Genomic DNA, 18,889 nt, shown 5'->3' on the forward strand with positions numbered 1-18,889 from the left:
AATCCGTAAGAATGTTTAATGGGCCAGTATAGTGTATGTGCGTCTCAATATTTGCGATGTAGCACTCAGTTCTGTACCCATCCGACTGATACAACAGCAGGGAATAAGCCGTGCCAGCGAATCTTGCGCGACTCATGGGTTACATGAGTTGTCACCCATCCTCCGAACCTTCACGTCACCACTGAAAGCAAAAGGCTTAACCTTGAGCAATCAGAGCATCCGGTTTTTCGATATCCAGTGCCTGCACAGCAATCACCGCCTGAGTCCGGGTACGCACACCCAGCTTGCGGAAAATAGCCGTCACGTGCGCTTTGATGGTGGCTTCACTGACCTCCAGATCGTAAGCAATCTGCTTATTCAGCATCCCCTCGGTCATCATGGTTAAAACCCGGAACTGCTGCGGTGTCAGACTAGCCAGGCGTTCGGCCATATCCAACGCCCTCTGATCAGGCTGATGTTGATGGCGTCTGGCTTGTTCCGGTAGATAGATATCGCCCTGTAATACCTGTTCGATGGCGTCGGCAATGCTTTCCAATCTCGAGGATTTGGCAATGTAGCCCGATGCTTCATGATCAATCGCCTGACACATAATCGCCGGATCTTCACAGGCTGAAACAACAATGACCGGGATTTCAGGAAAATGGGACCGCAAAAATACCAGCCCGGAGTAACCGTGCGCACCAGGCATTTGCAGGTCCAGTAAAACCAAATCCGCATCTTTATGCTGCTCTACCTGCCGCTGAAGTTCCGGCAATGACTCTGCCTGCTCAATAACAACATCCGGCACCAGTTGTCTTACCGCCTGCTGCATCGCGGTACGAAACAATGGGTGATCGTCAGCGATAATTATTTTTTTTGCGAGCTGCATAGTTCCCCTCCTGCTCATCAGCCTTTGCCGTGACACGCTTTATACACAATGCCAAGACCGGCCCAAGTGCGTTTTCTAACGGGTTAAAACAACAAAAACTACTCAGATACCATACCTGAGTAGCCTTGCATTTCACCTCACAACACGACCCGCTTTAGTCACGGTTCATGCGATTTTCGACCAGAATGTCGACCACCGACGGATCGGCCAATGTCGAAGTATCACCTAAAGTATCATGCTCGTTGGCAGCAATCTTACGCAGAATTCGACGCATGATTTTTCCTGAACGGGTTTTTGGTAGCCCCGCAGTAATCTGGATCAGATCTGGCGTCGCCACCGGACCAATTTCCTGTCGTACCCAGCCGCGTAGCTCCTGAGCCAATTCTTCAGTGGCTGCTTCACCGGCATTGAGCGTTGCATACACGTAGATACCCTGGCCTTTAATGTCATGGGGATAACCGACGACCGCAGCCTCAGCAACTTTTTCATGGGCAACCAGGGCGCTTTCAACCTCCGCGGTCCCCATGCGGTGACCGGATACATTGATCACATCATCGACACGACCGGTAATCCAGTAGTAACCGTCTTCATCACGACGCGCGCCATCACCGGTAAAATACATGCCGCGGAAAGTTGAAAAGTAAGTTTGAACAAAGCGTTCATGATCGCCATAAACGGTTCGTGCCTGTCCCGGCCAGCTATCAAGCAACACCAGGTTGCCGTCAGTGGCGCCCTCCAACAACATACCCGAGTTGTCCACCAGTGCTGGTTGTACGCCGAAGAACGGTCGGGTTGCCGAGCCAGGTTTCATATCCGTGACACCGGGCAGTGGTGTAATCATGATGCCGCCGGTTTCAGTCTGCCACCAGGTATCTACAATCGGGCAACGCTCTTCACCCACGGTGCGGTAATACCACTCCCAGGCTTCCGGGTTAATCGGCTCTCCTACGGAACCCAGCAAACGTAACGATTCGCGGTGAGTTTGTTCAATTGCGGCGCTCCCCTCAGCCATCAAAGAACGGATAGCGGTTGGCGCGGTGTAAAGGATATTAACCTGATGCTTATCAACGATCTGAGATACACGGTTAACAGACGGGTAATTTGGTACACCTTCACACATTAATGTGATGCCGCCATTGGCCAGCGGTCCGTACAACAGATAGGTGTGACCGGTAATCCAACCGACGTCGGCAGTACACCAATATACATCACCGTCGTGGTAATCGAATACATATTGGTGAGTAATCGAAGCCCACACCATATAACCACCCGTGGTATGCACCACACCTTTTGGTTTGCCGGTGGAACCTGAGGTGTAAAGAATGAACAGCGGATCCTCGGCATTCATTTCTTCTGCCGGGCAGTTTGATGAAGCCTGAGCCACCAGTTCTTCGTACCAGACGTCACGACTTGCATGCCAGGCAACGTCTGCACCTGTGCGTTTAACCACGATGACTTTTTCCAATGAAGAGACATTCGGGTTGTTCAGCGCTTCATCGACATTCGCCTTCAGCGGAACAGCACGCCCAGCACGCACGCCTTCATCAGCCGTCACGACAATTTTTGCGTTGCTGTCTTCAATACGTCCTGCCAGTGCATCCGGAGAAAATCCACCAAATACGACCGAGTGAATGGCACCAATTCGGGTGCAAGCCAGCATGGCAACAGCGGCTTCAGGAATCATGGGCATATAAATACAGACGACATCACCACGCTGAATACCCTGGCTACGTAATGCATTGGCAAAACGTGACACCTGCTCGTGTAATTCGCGATAGGTAATGTGCTTATCCTGATTCGGATCATCCCCTTCCCAGATAATTGCGGTCTGATCGCCACGCGCTTCAAGGTGACGATCTAAACAATTAACCGAAGCATTCAGAGTACCGTCTTCATACCACCGAATATCAACGTTGTGATCATCAAAGGATACATTGCGAACCTGAGTAAACGGACGTATCCAATCGATACGCTGTTCAGCCTGCTCGCGCCAGAAACCCTCTGGATTGCTAACAGACTGCTGGTACATTTGCTGGTACTTTTCGGTGTTAATCCATGCCGAGTCTGAGAACTCTGGCTTCACCGGATAGACTTTCTGTTCGCTCATAGCGAATCCCCTATTTGATTAGATTTGCCGTGTGTGAATCACAGCTGATGTTTTTCTTGTTCTTTATATTGGTCACGGCTGGCTATTCTAAGTATTAGACAATGGTCTATTCACGCAATACGTCGCCGATCAATGCTAAGTACTTATACTTAAATCTCGCTGCGTTTCGACCTTTGGCTAATTTCAACCGGTGGAATCCGTGCACCATAGTGGTGATGCACACCAATAATAAACGGAGAGCGAACATGCGCAAGACCCCTCTAGTCCTAATGGCCGCAGCCCTTCCGATGGCTGTTCATGCAACAAACACAGAGTTTTCATATGGCGGTTACATCAAGCTGGATGCAACCATCAGCCAGTACTCCGAAGGCGAAATAGCTGCCGCAAGCGCTGGTCGTGATTTTTATGTACCGGCGACGATCCCCACCAGCCCGAAGGGTGGCGATGGGGATTCAGTGACCAACTTCGATATTCACGCCAAAACTTCGCGATTCAACTTCAAAACCGTCACCGATTTTGCACACGGCAGGAGAATCACCAGCTTTGTCGAATTAGACTTTATGCTGGCGCCGGGCGGTAATGAAGTGGTCTCCAACTCCTACAACCCACGTCTGCGCCATGCTTTCATCAAGACAGGAAACTGGCTGTTTGGTCAAACCTGGTCAACCTTTATGAACATTGTCGCGCTGCCAGAAACCGTTGATTTTGTGGGTGTAAGTGATGGCACGGTATTCAACCGCCAGGCGATGATCCGCTACACCAATGGAAACTTTCAGTTCGCGTTAGAGAATTCGGAAACAACCACTCCTGACGCCAACGATGATGGCACTGTGCCCGACGTTGTCGCGCGTTATAATTTCCGAGCTGGTAAGAGTGCTTTTGCCCTGGCAGCAATCGGTCGCCAATTGAATACCTACACCGCGGCAAACGGCAATGTGCCTAAATTAGCCGAATCCACTCTTGGCTTTGGTATCAGCCTGTCGGGTAAGATCGCACTGGGCAGAGATGATATTAAGTTTGCAGTGAACAAAGGTGCCATTGGTCGTTATGTCGGCCTGAGTGAAGCTGCAGATGCCGTTATAAAAGACGGTGATTTATCAGCGACTGATGTAACCGCTGCATTTGTTGGCTACCGTCACTTCTGGAACAGACAACTGCGCAGTACGCTTGCTTATTCCATGTTGAAAGCAGATTACGATGTGGATAACACCGGTGACACAGAATCATCCTACAGCGTCCGTTTAAATCTGATGTTCTCCCCGGTTGATAAACTGACTTACGGCATCGAATTGAGCCAGGCCACTCATAAACTGGATACCGACGAAGAAGGCAATTTAACCCGTGTTCACTTCACAACAAAATACGCTTTCTGATTTTTTATTGTTAAATAAGGCGGCCATTGAGCCGCTATTTTTTACCGTTAACGCGCGGAAAAAATACCAATGCCTATTGCAAGCACCATCGTACCAGGTTTACCATTTTCCGGTCTTTTTTAACGCAACCGCATCCCTGCAGTGAAAATTGCGCTCTCCTGTAACAGCTTTTACATAATTTAACATCTTTCATTTAACCTGACTTTCATGCCGATCGGTGACAATAAACGTCACTTAATCCCGATTATTGACGCTGTTTTTGCGTCAGAAATGTGTTTTTCATCCTTTTCAGGCCTAAATCCGCTGTTTTAGCGGGGTTTTTCGGTCTATTCAAAAATATTTTACAAAATCATAGGTTTAGCGCCCCCCCTTTTTGGTTATAACGTACCTTGTCGGTAAATTGACTGTTCCATGACGGGGCAATACCATTCACTGATTGCGCAAAATTACTAATTGTAACGGTTGATTTTTGTAAACCTCATTAATAGGAATTGCGGCTTGGTTCACAGCATCACAATTCACAGCAACAACCCAACGCGGCAGTGGCTCGGCTTTTATAAGCTGACGACTCAGGGGTTTGTGTGGCTGTTTTTTGTGACCATTTCGCTAACCGCCAATTCTGAAGAAGAAATTCTGTTACGAGAGAGCTTCGCAGGTAATATTTCGTTTGCCATGTTTGGCAATACAATGCGTAACGGATGTTCTAATTTGGGTAGCTCTTCAGCCTCTTTGAGTTTGCCAACAGGCTCGACAGTTAAAGCTGCATACCTCTATTGGTCAGGATCTGGTAGTGCGGACAACACCGTAACTTTTGATGGCCAATCCGTTACAGCCAGCTTCGATAAACGCTATACCGAGCAGGTGGGTACGCAAGATTTTTACAGTAACCGCGCAGACATTACGAGTCGCATATCCGGGAACAAAAGCTATCAAGTATCCGGTCTGAACTTTGACGGCTCATCCTCTTACTGTAATGGCGGTCGCGCCTATGGCGGCTGGGCAGCGGTTGTTATTTATGAAAACAGCCTAGAACCGCTGCGAATTGTGAATATATTTGATGGCTTCAAAAATTTTTGGGGTACATCAATCACACTGACACCGAACAATTTTGTCATTGCCGATAACCCAGCTGCATTGGGAGGAAAACACGCTCACATAACATGGGAAGGTGACGAGGGGAATTCGTATCAGCACCCGTCGACTGGCACCACAGAAACACTTACCTTCAATGGTCAAACACTTTCGGATGCCAACAACCCAAGCAGCAATCAATTTAATTCCTACTCGAATGCTAATATCAGTGCGGCGACTCGAGACACTGACGGCGTGGATCTGGATGTCTATGAAATTGGTAACTACCTGATTTCTGGAGCAACCTCCGTTTCCACCACCTATGCAACCGGGCAAGACCGTGTTTTTCTCTCTGCCGAAATTATCAGTGTACCCAACCTCGAAGTTGCCGATCTTTCTATCTCATCGTTATCATCAGGCAATGCATTGGTTAATAGCCAAACCACCATCGACTTAACCCTGAGTAACAACGGTCCCAATGCAACATTGGCGAATTCGCAGATTCAATTCACCCTGCCTACAGGCTTGTCGTTAAATTCTCAAACCGGAAGTGGCTGGTCTTGTGCTGCAACATCCAGTTTGGTGACCTGTACTTACGCGCCCATCATTAACAGCAACGATCAGAGTGAAGACCTCTCTATTATTCTGAATACCACCGTTGCTTCCGTTGGCACCCACAATATTGAGGTAACGGCCAGTAACAGTCAGTTTGATAATATTCCGCTGAATAACAGTTCAACAACCAGCATTGATGTCAGTGCTGTTGACCTCAGCTTATCGACTAAGCAGGTAACGGACCTTAATGGTGGTAACGTCGAAGAGGGAGATATTCTGCGCTACACCATTACTTTGAATGAAGCCAATGGTGCCAGCCTCAGCGGCGTAACGATTCAGGATACCTTTCAAGATGCATTCAGCGAGATTGCTGTTGTTTCTTCTCAGGGTGGTACCACCGGACCAATTTCAGGGAATGTATTCACTCGCTCTGGCATCACCATTCCGGCTGGAGTTGGCAATACAATCACCATTGAAATAGATGCCGTAATTAAAAATGATATAGCCACCGGAACAGTAATCAGTAACAGTGCGCTGCTCAGCATCAGTGATGGTCAACATTGGATTCAGGCACCCGATCTGACAGTTGCTGCCAAGTTTACAGCCGAACCGGGAAATAAAGCGCTGTATTTAAATAATGTCACCTCTATGACACGCACGCCTTATGGCGCACTGCCTGAAATCAGTTTTGCCCGAGGCGAATCACGAAGCTGGGTGATCACACCCGCTCTTGAAAAAGATCTGCAGTTATCGCCCACAGCAAAAGGGGTCGTTGTCAGACTGCATTTACGTCATACCGGCTCCAACCGCAACGGACGGCTCGGTCAAATCCGGCGTAATCACGATATCACTTTCCGCCTGGAAAAAAGCGATGGTACGTTATTAGCCAGTGCCGTTCGTGATCGTGTCCTGCCTGCTAATCAGCAACTGACGGTATTCGATTTCCACATCCCTTACACCAGCACTGCGCCAACGGTTGAGGATTTAACCATTGCGGCCGGAGATACTCTCACGCTGAGAATAACTCAGGACCTGATGTCGAGTCCGGACAATGGTGTTGGTATTCCGGATGGTATGGCAATCCAGATTAATGACGGCTTCGATACATCCAAACTGATTCTTCCCGTCAGCAATGTGATTAATGTTGATCAGATTCAGTTCTTCGATAAACCGTTCGCCGATAATACCCGACAGCAAATCAGTCGCAGTAACCTGAATCGAAATATTTATATTAATGCCACAGTTTCTGATCCATTCGGCCGGTTCGATATCACCTCTGCCAATGTTGCTATTAATGATACGGCTGATGAAGAAATACTGGCGGCAACCGATATGACTATTGTCGACGATACGGTTTCAGGTCAAAAAATCTATGAGTACAACTACAGCATTCCTGCGTTGATCGATCATCCGGGCGACTGGAGATTCTCCGTTACCGCAAAAGAGGGAACGGAAAATGAAATCAGCCATCAGCGACAGCAGTTGATAGAGATTCTTCAATTAATGCCCAACGTCGCGCTCACAAAATCATCAACGGTGGTAAACGATCCGATTAATGGTACGAATAATCCTAAAGCGATCCCAGGTGCGGAAATTATCTATCAACTACTGGCCATTAATTCAGGAGAAGGCAGCCCGGATTCTGACACCGTCATTATTGATGAACAAATCCCTGAGGGCTTCCCGTTGTTTGTTGGTGACTTGTCCCTGCTAGGTCCGGTTGACTTTATCGACGGTACTGCCCCCGATAGCAGTGGATTAAGTTATACATTTATTTCGTTAGATGCCGCCAATGACGACATCGATTTTTCAAACGATTATGGAAATACGTTCAGTTATACCCCGACCCCCTCCGGTGATGGTTATGACGGCAACGTAACTCATATCCGCTTAAAGCCGAAAGGAATCTTTAAGGCCGCGGACACAATTCAGCCACAGTTTCAATTTAACTATAAAGTGAAGGTTCAATAAGGAGAAACCTATGAAGAACCTGGTAAAAACAAGCCTGTTTGCTATCGGAGCAGTTGCCAGCTCGGCTGCATTCTCGTTAACACCTGCGGGCGATGAAATTATCAACCAGGCAGTTGCCACCTACGATATCCCTGGTGGTGCTTCTGGTGTAACAGCAACCAGTAATGAAGCAAAGTTCACGGTACTCGAAAGAATTGAAGTGAACGTAACTTCGAATAACAGCGGTAACCAAAGTGTTGACGCAGGCGATGATGATCAAGTTCTGACATACACCGTAACCAATAATGGTAACGGCGAAGAGAGCTTTAAAATCTCTGCGACTAACGAAGTTTCCGATAACTTTGACGTAAACAATATCCGTGTATTCATTGATAACCCTAATGGCACTTCAGTCGAGCAAGGTGTGTATGATGCGAACGACATTGTTTACAACGTCAGTGATCTGCTGACTCTTCCAGCAGAAACTTCGCGTAAAATATTCATCCTGAATGATATTCCTGCTGGCGCAACGTCGAACCAACAAGCCAAAGTAAAAGTGGAAGTGAGTTCGAATACAAGCGGAGCCACAACTGCAATTGCTGGTACCTTGCTCCCGACCGGTGAAGTAGTTGGTAACAACCCGTTTAACAACAAGACAGATACCTTTGTTGTTGGTACACCGACCACTCCGCTGACAGTCAATATCAACAAGACAATTCTGCAAATTGAGGACCCTTTCCACGTCGGTAACCCTTCTGCTCCAGGTGGTGTTAACCAGTACGTTCCGGGTTCCATCGTTACTTATCAGATCGCTGTTTCTGTGGCAGGTTCTACCGGTTCAGTAAATAACTTAGTCGTTACCGACCAGATTCCGAATGAAATGAATTTTGTCACCGCTGCGGGCACCTTCACAGTAGCCAAAAATGGCGCGGTTGCAACGACACTTACACCGGCACTCAACGACGACCAGGGTGAATTCAAAGACGGCGAAGTCATTGTGAACCTGGGTACGGCTAATGCCGGTGATAACTTCAACATTCAGTTACAAGCTGAAATTAAATAAGGAAAGCACTATGCGTTTTCTGTTAACGGCCTTGTTATTTTTACCTGCTTTTGCATTTGCCCAGGTTACTCTGGTGACGGAAGCCTTTAAAATTGTTCCTGTTCAGAACGATGATGGCTCTGTTTCGGAAAAATGGGTAGCCGCCGAGGAAATCATTCCTGGCGACAAAGTAGGTTACAAAATTTCTTATCAGAATACCGGTGATCAGCCAGCGACTGGCGTAGTGATTAATAACCCGGTACCTGAAAATACGTTATACGTGGCTAACAGCGCTGATGGTGCTGGCAGCCAGATTACTTATTCTGCAGACGCGGGTAACAAATTTGCCCGCACTGCTGAATTAGTCGTTATTAAAGACGGCAAAGAACGAAAAGCCCGCGCCGAAGATATCACCCACATCCGCTGGACGCTGCCAGAAGCAGTTGCGCCGAAAGCAAGCGGTTCAGTGGAATTCCAAGTGCGTGTGAAATAACTTCTAGGAGACAAAAACGATGAAACTAAGAAATATGGTCGCACCGGTAGTCTTCGGTGCATTAAGTTTGGCAGTGGCAAATGCTCATGCTGCGGGAACTACCGCAGGCACGACTATCACAAACCAAGCGAACTTGAGCTACAGCGTTAATGGTTCAAATCAAACTACAAACTCGACTAATAATTTTGCAGTCGACGTCAAAATTGATTTCAACTTAGAGACCAACAACTCAGTTATTTATACCGATGACCTCTCTGGTTCTAGTGTCGAAATTGCGAGTATCAAGCTCGGCAACACCGGTAACGCTGCAGGTAACTTTGAAATTAAGATTACTGACTTGGCTGAGAATTCAGACCATCTTTTGTATGGTGCATCTGCGCCCAATACAACAAAAGATACCTATGATCTGGTATCAGCTGACTACAGCGTGACTGAAGACACGACAGGTGGCAGCAGCGGTGCAACAATCAGTGTTGATGACTCAACGTCAATCATTACTGTTAGCGGCCTTGCGGTAGACACAAATATCAGTATTGATGTAACCGTCGCAAAAGCAGCATTCACTGGCAATGGCCTGAACTCTTCTACTGTTGCAATTCAAGAATTTGAAGCAAAAGCAGTACAAGTAACGCTCGCCGACAACAGCACTCAAGCTATCGGTGCCAGCGATAATAACGGCACTGCTGACACAAGTGATGTTCAGATTGTATTTGCTGATGATGGCAATGGTGTGTTAGGAGATAACTCGGAAAAAGTTCTGGAAGCAGTACAACTTGATTTACCGTATTTCCCAGAACCAACAGATCCTACCGCCCCGGAAACTGAAAAGGGTTTATTTAAGTCTTCTCGTGTAATCTGGGATCCGATCAATGGAGCATTGAATACAACTTCAGGCAGTGAGGTGTATCCAAAAGCAATTCCTGGCGCTGTTGTCGAGTACACCATTACACTACGAAACTTTGGTAGCGTAGCTGGCCAAATGACAATCAGTGATACTTTGGATTCAGACACTGAACTTTGTCAATCAGCAGACAATAGTGCTCAAACTACAGGTGGTACATGTTTCGATGTTGTACACGACAATAAAAACGGTACCGCGGCAGACCAAACCCGCGAACAAATCAGTTCCGATACAACGGCGCCGGCCCTGAACCCAGCCACTCCTGTTGAAGCTGTTATTACTACACCAAGTGGAAATATCTCAGCAGTATTCGCTACTTACCCGGCTGATCAAAAAGCTGTGATTAAGTACACGGTTAAGATTAAGTAAGACAATGCGAGTAATTACCCCACTCACTCGCCTGCAAAAGACCGGAGCCAACTGGCTTCGGGCTTTTGCATGCGCGTGCGTGACGGTAACGCCGGTTTCGGTATTAGCAGTTACACCGGTTAATACCGAAATCACCAACATCGCCAAAGCAACGTATGAAGTTAATGGCGTTGAAAGAACCGAACAAGATTCAGCCCGTTTTGTTACTGAACAAATTTTTCCGGGCCCGGTTGCTCCAACCGAAGCAACAATAGAAATTAAACACTTCCAGTCTGCTGGGGGCGGCAGCCAGAGCACTCCAATTACCAACAGTGCCTGTGCGACCAGCGCAGCAGCTGACAGCTTTACTGAACAAACCAGCTTTACCCAATTGGGTGACGCAGCACCGCATAATATTCCAGGCAATTACCAGCTGGCCGATTCTCAGTTTGGCTTTAAAGTTGGCGAACCGTTATTTATTCAGGTAACTGAGGCGGACAAAAATCTGAATCCGTTACGTAATGATGAGATTACCGTTACCGTAACAAACACCAAAGGTTCAGATCAGGAAACCATTCGGTTATCCGAGACCGACATTAATACCGGTGTATTTGTGGGCTTTATTCAAACCCGACTGAATACCCCACAATCTTATGATTGCGCTTTAACATTAGACCGCAATGACCGATTGCAAGTTAGTTACATCGACGCAAACGACAACACGGATAGCGTTAGCCTGCAAACCCGTTTCGATCCTTACAGTCGTATTTTTAACTCTCAGACGGGTACGCCGATAGACGGCATTAAAGTAACCCTGATCGACACCAATACCGGCAAACCAGCTCAAGGCAAAGTGTTGGATGATAACGCAGCGGTTTGTTATCAAAATGCCTTTATCAGCGGCCAGGGACCAACGGATGCTGTAGCAGGTCAACCATCCTGCCCTTCCAGCACTCAGAACCTGATGACACTCAATAATCAGGAAGATGTACCGGCGGGTTCATTCCGTTTCCCATTCGTCAGACCTGGCAGCTACCAGTTGCAGTTCGAAGCCCCGGTAGATCTTCGTGTTCCATCGAAAAGATCCAACGATGAATTATCCGAAGTACCTTCGAACACTGACAATCCGTTTCGTTTAACAGAAATTTCCCGCGGTCAGCCGTTTGTCATTCAGCAGAATATTTTTATTGCCGATGTGCCTGTAGACATTCGTACCAGCGGTGCTTTGGTTACTAAAAGCGCCAGTAAAAACGAAGTCGGTATTGGTGATTTTCTGCAATACAGCATCGTGCTCAAGAACAATGAAGTTGAAATTACCGATGGTAAAATTATTGACCAACTCCCCTCGGGGCTGCGCTTCCAACCTGGTTCAGTACAACTGAACAGTCAGAAAATTGCCGATCCGGTCATCAGTGGCAATGCACAACAGCTTACATTTGATATTGGCAACATTGCCGAAGAACAAAGCGTTACTTTGTCTTATGTTACTCAGGTAACAAATCTCGCCAAAGGTGAGTTAATTAATAAAGCCTGGTTGGAGGACGATAATGTCAGCTCCAATATTGCTCAGGCAAGAGTACTGATACGTGATGACTTCTTCAAAGATACGTCACGCTTGTTCGGCCGGGTTTATCTCGATGATTGCAACGGCAATCTGGATGCGGAGGCCGTTTCTAACGTGCGTCTGTATATGGAAGATGGCACTTACGTGGTTACCGATGAATCCGGTGAATGGCATATTGAAGATGTGCGCCCGGGCACTCATGTAGTGCAGCTTGATACCTCAACCATTCCACCTTACATGGAAGCTGTTGCCTGCGACAATCGCGGTTTCCATGCAGGTCGTGCCTATTCACAATTTGTCGATGTACAGCCTGGCAGCTTCTGGCGCGTTGATTTTGCTTTAAAAGTCAAAGAACCTGAGAAAGGGGAAGTTCGCCAGCGCCTGAGCCACCAGTTGGTGCCACTGTCGACACTGGCCGATGGCAGTATGCCCTACAACTCTCCAGTCCCTGAAAAACTGAAGTTTACTCTCGACATCGATGGTAGCGGTTTGGATATCTTCAACCTGATGGAGATGATTGCTCTGCCAGACGGTGTGATTTATGAACCGGGAAGCTCGGTATTGGACAACGTACCCTGGGAAGATCCGCGTATTACTTATGGCACTTTGATTTATAAGCTGGGTGACAAACCGAAAGAGTGGCAACATCAATTGCAATTTACTGCGGTCGTGAGTGATAAAGCCAAAAGTGGTATTTTAGAAACCAAAGCCATTACCCGTTTTAACGTAAAAGGTAAAAGTACTCAGCAAATTAAACCAGCAAGTACGACGGCTGTGCTGCAGTTGCCACCAGACGATGGCGTAGTGAAGCCAATTAAACCGCCAAAGTTCGATAATTTTTCTGACGTGCTCACGCTACAGGATAAAACTAACCTGAAATCAGTCATTGATCGTTTGGTTGGGCTACGTAATCTGAAAGTCGAAGTTGTGGGTCATACCGACAGCACCCCAATCGCACGACGTAATCGGCATATTTTTGAGAATAACCAGGTATTGTCGGAAGCACGTGCGAAATCGGTCGCGGAATACGTTGCTGCTGAATTGGGCGTTACCCAAGAGCAGGTTATTTTCACCGGTAGAGGAGCAACGCGACCAGTTGCGTCCAATGCCACACGAAATGGTCGTGCGCTGAACCGCCGTGTTGAAGTCAAAGTATTATCCGGCGATCCGGATATCCAGCTGGCCAGCATCGATAGCGACATTCAGGTCGCAAGTGTGCAAACAGATATTGAGGGGTTCCTCAGTGACTTGCCGGCAACCGCTTCAGGAAACCCTGCTGCTTTGCCTGTTGAGCCACTGATGCCGGAATTTGATGATAACTGGTTTAACAGCGCGGCTGATAACGCACAATGGTTATGGCCACCGCTTGATCGTAGCCCAAGTATTGGCTCAGTAAAAATCGCCATTTCTCACCAGAAAGGTCAACGTATCAAGCTGCTGCTGGACAATAAACCGGTCAGCCCACTGAACTTTGATGGCGTTGTTAAAGGTCGTCAACGGGACCTGGCCGTCAGTACCTGGCGTGGTGTTGATATTGAACCAGGCCCAAACCGTTTCAGCGTATTCGTAATTGATAAAGACGGCGATATCATCAGCCAATTTAACCGTACCGTACAATACGCACAGGACCCGGCCAAAGCCGAATTAGTAGAAGACCAATCCAGCGCAATCGCCGATGGTATTACTCCGGCCGTGATTGCGGTCAAACTGACGGATAAGGACGGATTCCCGATTCGGGCAGACGTACAAGGTGAGCTGGAGATTCAGGCACCTTATCAACTGTACGATAAAAATGCTGAAATCGAAGCCAACCCGTTAGGTCGTACCACGAAGCCGCGCTACCGCATTGGCGCAGATGGTATCGCATTGATTCGTTTAGCTCCTACCAGTACCTCGGGTGAAGCTGTTCTGCGTTTCCGCCATAACAATGGCCAACAAGATGAACTACGTATCTGGATGCAGGCGCCGAAACGCGATTGGATTCTTGTGGGATTGGGTGATTTGGCCGTCGGTTACAATGCAGGCGGTGGTGATTCTGCTGGTCGCAAAGCAGAAGGTATCGACGATAATATTTATCATGATGGACGCTTAGCATTTTTCACTCAGGGACAAATACCTGGCGACTGGTTAATTACTGCCGCTTATGACTCAGGAAAACCAGAAGCTGAAGCATTTGCTCGCACGATCGAACCCAACCGGTATTACACCTTATATGGTGATGCCAGCCAGCAACGCCTTGACGCCAGCTCAGCCAAAAAACTGTATGTGAAAATCGAGCGCGAACGTTTTTATGCATTATTCGGCGACATCAATACGGATTTAACCGTTACCGAATTGGGCCGCTACAGCCGTAAAATGACGGGTGCACAAACAGCGTATCAGGGTGAAGTGTTTGAATTCTCAGCATTCGCAGCTGAAAGTGATAACGGTTATGCACGTGACGAAATTCAGGGTGACGGAACTTCCGGTCTCTATCGTTTCAGCAACCAACAGCTTGTTGCCAACAGCGAAAAAATTCATCTTGAAATACGTGATCGTTTCCGTAGCGAAATCGTTATCTCACGTCAGGAGCTGCAACGCGACAGCGACTATGTAATCGATTATCAGGACGGTACGGTTTATTTTAAACAGCCAATACTGAGTACCGATGATAGCTTTAATCCCCGCTTTATAATTGCCGAATATGATGTTGATCAAGGCGGTGAGCTTGGCCACATTGCCGGTGGTCGGGCAGGCATTAAGTTACTCGATAACACCGTAAAGGCCGGTGTCACTGTCATCAAACAAAACCAGCAAGGCGATGGTCGTGCGCTGCAGGCAGCCGATGTTAAGTTGAAACTGGGAAACACTGAGATTAAAGCTGAAACCGCGTTCAGTGACCGTATGGTTGAGGGTGAGAAAACTTCGGCAAAAGCACATTTACTGGAAGCAACTCACCGAACAGACAACATCGAAGCCAAAGCTTATGTTCGTCGTCAGGAAGAAAACTTTGGTGTCGATCAATCCTCTTCAGCGGAAAATGACTTCCGAAAAGAAGGCATCGAAGGTACCTGGTACCTGTCTGATCGTGATCGTCTGAAACTGAACGCATTCCACCATTATAAAATCAGCACAGGTGACGATAAGTATCAGACTCAACTGGACTGGATTCACCGTCTCAACAGTGACCAGCAATTCTCTTTTGGCGCGTTATCGTCAGCCGAAGAAAATGAAGGTAGCGACTTATACAGCGATCAGCTTACCGCAGGTTTCAGTAATCGCTTCTTCAATGATCGTATTACTTTGAATGCACAGTTATTAGCGCGTATCTCCGCTCGCTCTGATGCAAAAGATCAGTTGCGCCTTGGAGCCGATTACCGGATAAACAACGACTACAGTGTATTTGGCGAACACGAATTGGGCTTCGAGAAGAATGCACCCCAGCGCACCATTATTGGTTTGCGTGCAACTCCTTGGGCCGGAGCCAAAGCGCAGCAATCTATCGAGCAGGTTAAACAAGACGATGCCTACCGCTTATTCAGTGTGTCTGGTTTAAGCCAGGAATTTCCGATTACTGATGTGTTGAGTTTGAGCGCTGGTTTTGATCAAGCTAGGAATCTGGAAACTAATGCGCCGTCCGAAGTCGGGCAAAACAGCGAAGACTTCTATGCTGTTTATGCGGGCTCCGCGTTGCGAACTTCCATCTGGCAATGGAATAACCGGCTGGAATTCCGTGATGGTAACAACACCGATAAATGGACAGCCCGAACCAGTATTTATCACCCACTGAGCGATGCCATTGCAACCGGCGGTAGCCTCGACTATTTCCATAGCGAGAATAAGGACAAATACAGTAAAAAACTGGATGCGAAGTTCGATTTGGCCATTCGTCCACGCAAAGATCCTTACGCGCTGTTATTACAGACACGTTGGGTCCAGGAAGCTGATGGTGGCCAGGGGACACCTGCTCGCAGTCGCCGCCTGATTAATAACGCACACGTTAACTGGTTAATTACCGCTCGTGATCAGCTGGCAGCGCAGTACGGTATTAAACGTGTTTTGGATCAATACAATAGCAATGATTACGCAGCCACTACCGATTTTATCGCTGCAGAATGGCGTCATCATCTGAACGATCGCTGGGACCTCGGCGCACATGCTCGTCGCCTGCATGGTTATCAGGTGAACCAGACGCAACAGGGGTATGGCGTATCAGTTGGCTGGATACCAAAGACCAATGTTTGGCTGGGTCTTGGTTACAACTTTAGCGGCTTTGTAGATGACGACTTCTCAGCTGCAAACTTTACAGCCCAGGGTGTCTACCTGAAGATGCGCTTCAAAGCAGATCAGGAAACTCTGCAAACACTCCGAGCAGCATTCCAATAAGTCACAAATGGCAGATTTGACCTCCTCTGCCTTCCACAGGACAATGGCAGCCATTCTCGCCTGATTTTTAAGGATTACTCATGGCTGCCAAACAACAACTCATCAATCCAAATGGCCAACCGACTTACGGGGTTTATCCTGATAGCGTCGATCATATCAACTATATGGACTTTGATTTACGCTCCCCAATGGATCGTAAACTGAGTTCACTGGTGAAACGTTTTAAGTTTAATCAGTTTCAGTTCATTGGCCTGATCAGCCCAGAACTGATTGTTGGTATCGCAATTGTTGATCTCAAATTGGGTGGTAATTCGTTTATTTACCTCTACGAACCAAAGACCGATAAGTTTGAAGAATTCTCCTTTATTCAGCCATTTGCAATAAATACCGGTATTGAACCCTTCCCGAACGATGGTGAAGCCAGCTTTAAAAAGGGGAAAAACAGAGTATCGATCAAAGCGTCATCGCGCCCTGGCGTTCGCAAAGTTCAGGTGTCACTGGCTGGCGGTATTGAAATTGATGCCACCATCGACGAAAGCACGTCCTACAACCCACTCGCAGTATGCAGCCGAGCTGGCTACCAGGGCTGGGTATTCACCCAGAAAAGTAACGCTCTGGTCTGCAATGGCAACGTGAAATGGGCTGGCAAAGACTACAATCTCGAAACCATCGGTGCGCTGGCATCTGTGGACTGGAGTTGTGGCTTTATGCGCCGTGAAACATTCTGGAACTGGGGCAGCATGTCTTGCAAACTCAGAGATGGACGTCGCTTAGGGTTTAACCTGGCCGCTGGTGTTAATGAAACTGGTACCAGTGAAAATGCCCTTTGGCTCGACGGTAAGATGCATAAGATTGATATGGTGGACTTCCAGTTTGACCGTTATCATCCGAATCATGCCTGGGCCATGCGCTCAAATGACGGCATGATCCAGTTACATTTTGAGCCCAAGGGTCAACGCAAAGAAAAGATGAATTTGGTCGTGGCTGCGTCCAACTTTACCCAACACTTTGGTCAGTACTATGGCGAGATTCACCTGCCTGATGAAGTGATCACACTCGACGGTGAATGGGGTTTCAGCGAAGACCACTATGCTAAGTGGTAAAAGCCTTCCCTGAAAAGCCACCAAGAACATACCTGAATCAGGGCTGAATAAATTTTGTTCAGCTCTGGAATTATTTCTATCTGCTTGTATAGTTTGAGTAAATCTACAAGCAGGAAGCCTTCATGAGCATCAAACCCCTTTTAATTGCCTCTCTGATTTTCCCTGCCAGTGCAATGGCCGAATTCTCTAACACCTCGTATAGTTTTTTCGGCGCCGGTGCTGAAATCGTCAGTTATAAAGAGGAGGTAAAGAACTTTGGTGGCTTTAAGATTGAGTCGGATTATAGCGCCGTCAATATTAACCAACGCTCTGGGGGCTATACAGCTGTTGACGATAACTTCGGGTTCTTTATCCGAACCGCCTCGACACTGATTGCCAACGAAGAGACTGAGGAATGGAGTGCTAAGGGCCTGTCTGGCAATGTTCAGGAAGACACCGCAGCTATGAACTTTCAGATGTTGGATATCTCCGGCGCCTATCATTTTGGTAACGGCACATATGCCCTGGCAGGAGTTCACTATCAGAAAATTTCCTTTTCTCGTTTTGGTTGGAAGGGATCTACGTCAACAACAGCCTTCGCACAGGGTATTGAGGACAAAATCCGAAATGACCCAGAACAGCTTGATCGTATCACTCGCCTGGTAAATGGAGAGCTGACGAACAGCAGCGGTCGGGTTATTGTGCCGAAGGACAAAGCAGGCAACGTTATTACAACGGTTGAAGACTATTTCACTGCCACACGTTTTGATCCGGAAAAAACGCAGCCAGTGGTATTTGAAGATGCCAGCTCCTTTAGTATCACTGCGGGTATCGAACATGACAGTTATTTTGTTAATCAGTCATTAGGTATACGCTACCTGTTAGGCAGCCACATTGGTTTCAATGTTTACGAGAATGTACTGAACAGCGGCGAGGATCGGTCCCTTACCCGCAGTTTTGGCGGGGGCATTGATCTGCGCTTGACCGCAGGAATTGGCTATCAATTCCGACCAGAGATTGGCGCACTGCTGTTATTTGAAACAAATGCCAGTTGGACAGATGGCATCGAGGAGAAATTGAACGATGCTCAAACCGTTCAGTTACCGGACAATACGTTTTATGCCCACGCAATTAACGGTACGATTTTCTGGAACTTCTGATCACATCAAA

Annotated in this window: 10 protein-coding genes; 8 read left to right on the plus strand and 2 right to left on the minus strand. The window is 47.5% G+C overall.

Annotated features, from left to right (window positions below):
• Positions 1-196: 196 nt before the first annotated feature.
• A complete protein-coding gene (locus MK185_08625; protein ID MCH2040684.1) occupies positions 197-868 on the minus strand; it encodes a response regulator transcription factor in 672 nt (223 codons plus the stop codon).
• Between the two features lie 154 nt (positions 869-1,022).
• Positions 1,023-2,975 carry an acetate--CoA ligase gene (gene acs, locus MK185_08630; protein MCH2040685.1) on the minus strand — a complete coding sequence of 651 codons (1,953 nt, stop codon included), beginning with the start codon at positions 2,973-2,975 and terminating at the stop codon, positions 1,023-1,025.
• 245 nt (positions 2,976-3,220) lie between these two features.
• On the opposite strand from acs, the gene MK185_08635 reads away from it, so the two are divergent.
• The 8 genes from MK185_08635 to MK185_08670 all read left to right on the plus strand — a co-directional run bounded on the left by MK185_08635 (position 3,221) and on the right by MK185_08670 (position 18,879).
• Entirely contained in the window at positions 3,221-4,348 is a 1,128-nt protein-coding gene (locus MK185_08635; protein ID MCH2040686.1) for a DcaP family trimeric outer membrane transporter, read from the plus strand.
• A gap of 498 nt (positions 4,349-4,846) precedes the next feature.
• A complete protein-coding gene (locus MK185_08640) occupies positions 4,847-7,945 on the plus strand; it encodes a DUF11 domain-containing protein (protein MCH2040687.1) in 3,099 nt (1,032 codons plus the stop codon).
• Between the two features lie 10 nt (positions 7,946-7,955).
• Complete coding sequence (locus tag MK185_08645; GenBank protein ID MCH2040688.1) at positions 7,956-8,987, plus strand: hypothetical protein; 1,032 nt, start codon at positions 7,956-7,958, stop codon at positions 8,985-8,987.
• A gap of 10 nt (positions 8,988-8,997) precedes the next feature.
• Complete coding sequence (locus tag MK185_08650; protein ID MCH2040689.1) at positions 8,998-9,459, plus strand: DUF11 domain-containing protein; 462 nt, start codon at positions 8,998-9,000, stop codon at positions 9,457-9,459.
• Between the two features lie 19 nt (positions 9,460-9,478).
• Entirely contained in the window at positions 9,479-10,729 is a 1,251-nt protein-coding gene (locus MK185_08655; GenBank protein ID MCH2040690.1) for a hypothetical protein, read from the plus strand.
• Between the two features lie 4 nt (positions 10,730-10,733).
• Positions 10,734-16,637, plus strand: coding sequence for an OmpA family protein (locus MK185_08660; GenBank protein ID MCH2040691.1), 5,904 nt, complete (start codon positions 10,734-10,736; stop codon positions 16,635-16,637).
• An 80-nt stretch (positions 16,638-16,717) separates the two neighbouring features.
• Entirely contained in the window at positions 16,718-17,740 is a 1,023-nt protein-coding gene (locus MK185_08665) for a DUF2804 domain-containing protein (GenBank protein ID MCH2040692.1), read from the plus strand.
• Positions 17,741-17,862: 122 nt separating this feature from the next.
• Positions 17,863-18,879, plus strand: a complete 1,017-nt coding sequence (locus MK185_08670; GenBank protein MCH2040693.1) for a hypothetical protein — start codon at positions 17,863-17,865, stop codon at positions 18,877-18,879.
• Positions 18,880-18,889: the final 10 nt, after the last annotated feature.

The sequence above is a fragment of the Saccharospirillaceae bacterium genome, from assembly GCA_022448365.1.
In the GTDB taxonomy this organism is placed as follows: Bacteria; Pseudomonadota; Gammaproteobacteria; order Pseudomonadales; family Oceanobacteraceae; genus Bacterioplanoides.

What these genes read in the sequence shown, in the direction of transcription:
- MK185_08635 (MCH2040686.1), top strand. Translation starts at nt 3,221, where the DNA reads ATGCGCAAGACCCCTCTAGTCCTAATGGCCGCAGCCCTTCCGATGGCT.
- MK185_08645 (MCH2040688.1), top strand. Translation starts at nt 7,956, where the DNA reads ATGAAGAACCTGGTAAAAACAAGCCTGTTTGCTATCGGAGCAGTTGCC.
- MK185_08655 (MCH2040690.1), top strand. Translation starts at nt 9,479, where the DNA reads ATGAAACTAAGAAATATGGTCGCACCGGTAGTCTTCGGTGCATTAAGT.
- acs (MCH2040685.1), bottom strand. Translation starts at nt 2,975, where the DNA reads ATGAGCGAACAGAAAGTCTATCCGGTGAAGCCAGAGTTCTCAGACTCG.
- MK185_08660 (MCH2040691.1), top strand. Translation starts at nt 10,734, where the DNA reads ATGCGAGTAATTACCCCACTCACTCGCCTGCAAAAGACCGGAGCCAAC.
- MK185_08650 (MCH2040689.1), top strand. Translation starts at nt 8,998, where the DNA reads ATGCGTTTTCTGTTAACGGCCTTGTTATTTTTACCTGCTTTTGCATTT.
- MK185_08625 (MCH2040684.1), bottom strand. Translation starts at nt 868, where the DNA reads ATGCAGCTCGCAAAAAAAATAATTATCGCTGACGATCACCCATTGTTT.
- MK185_08665 (MCH2040692.1), top strand. Translation starts at nt 16,718, where the DNA reads ATGGCTGCCAAACAACAACTCATCAATCCAAATGGCCAACCGACTTAC.
- MK185_08670 (MCH2040693.1), top strand. Translation starts at nt 17,863, where the DNA reads ATGAGCATCAAACCCCTTTTAATTGCCTCTCTGATTTTCCCTGCCAGT.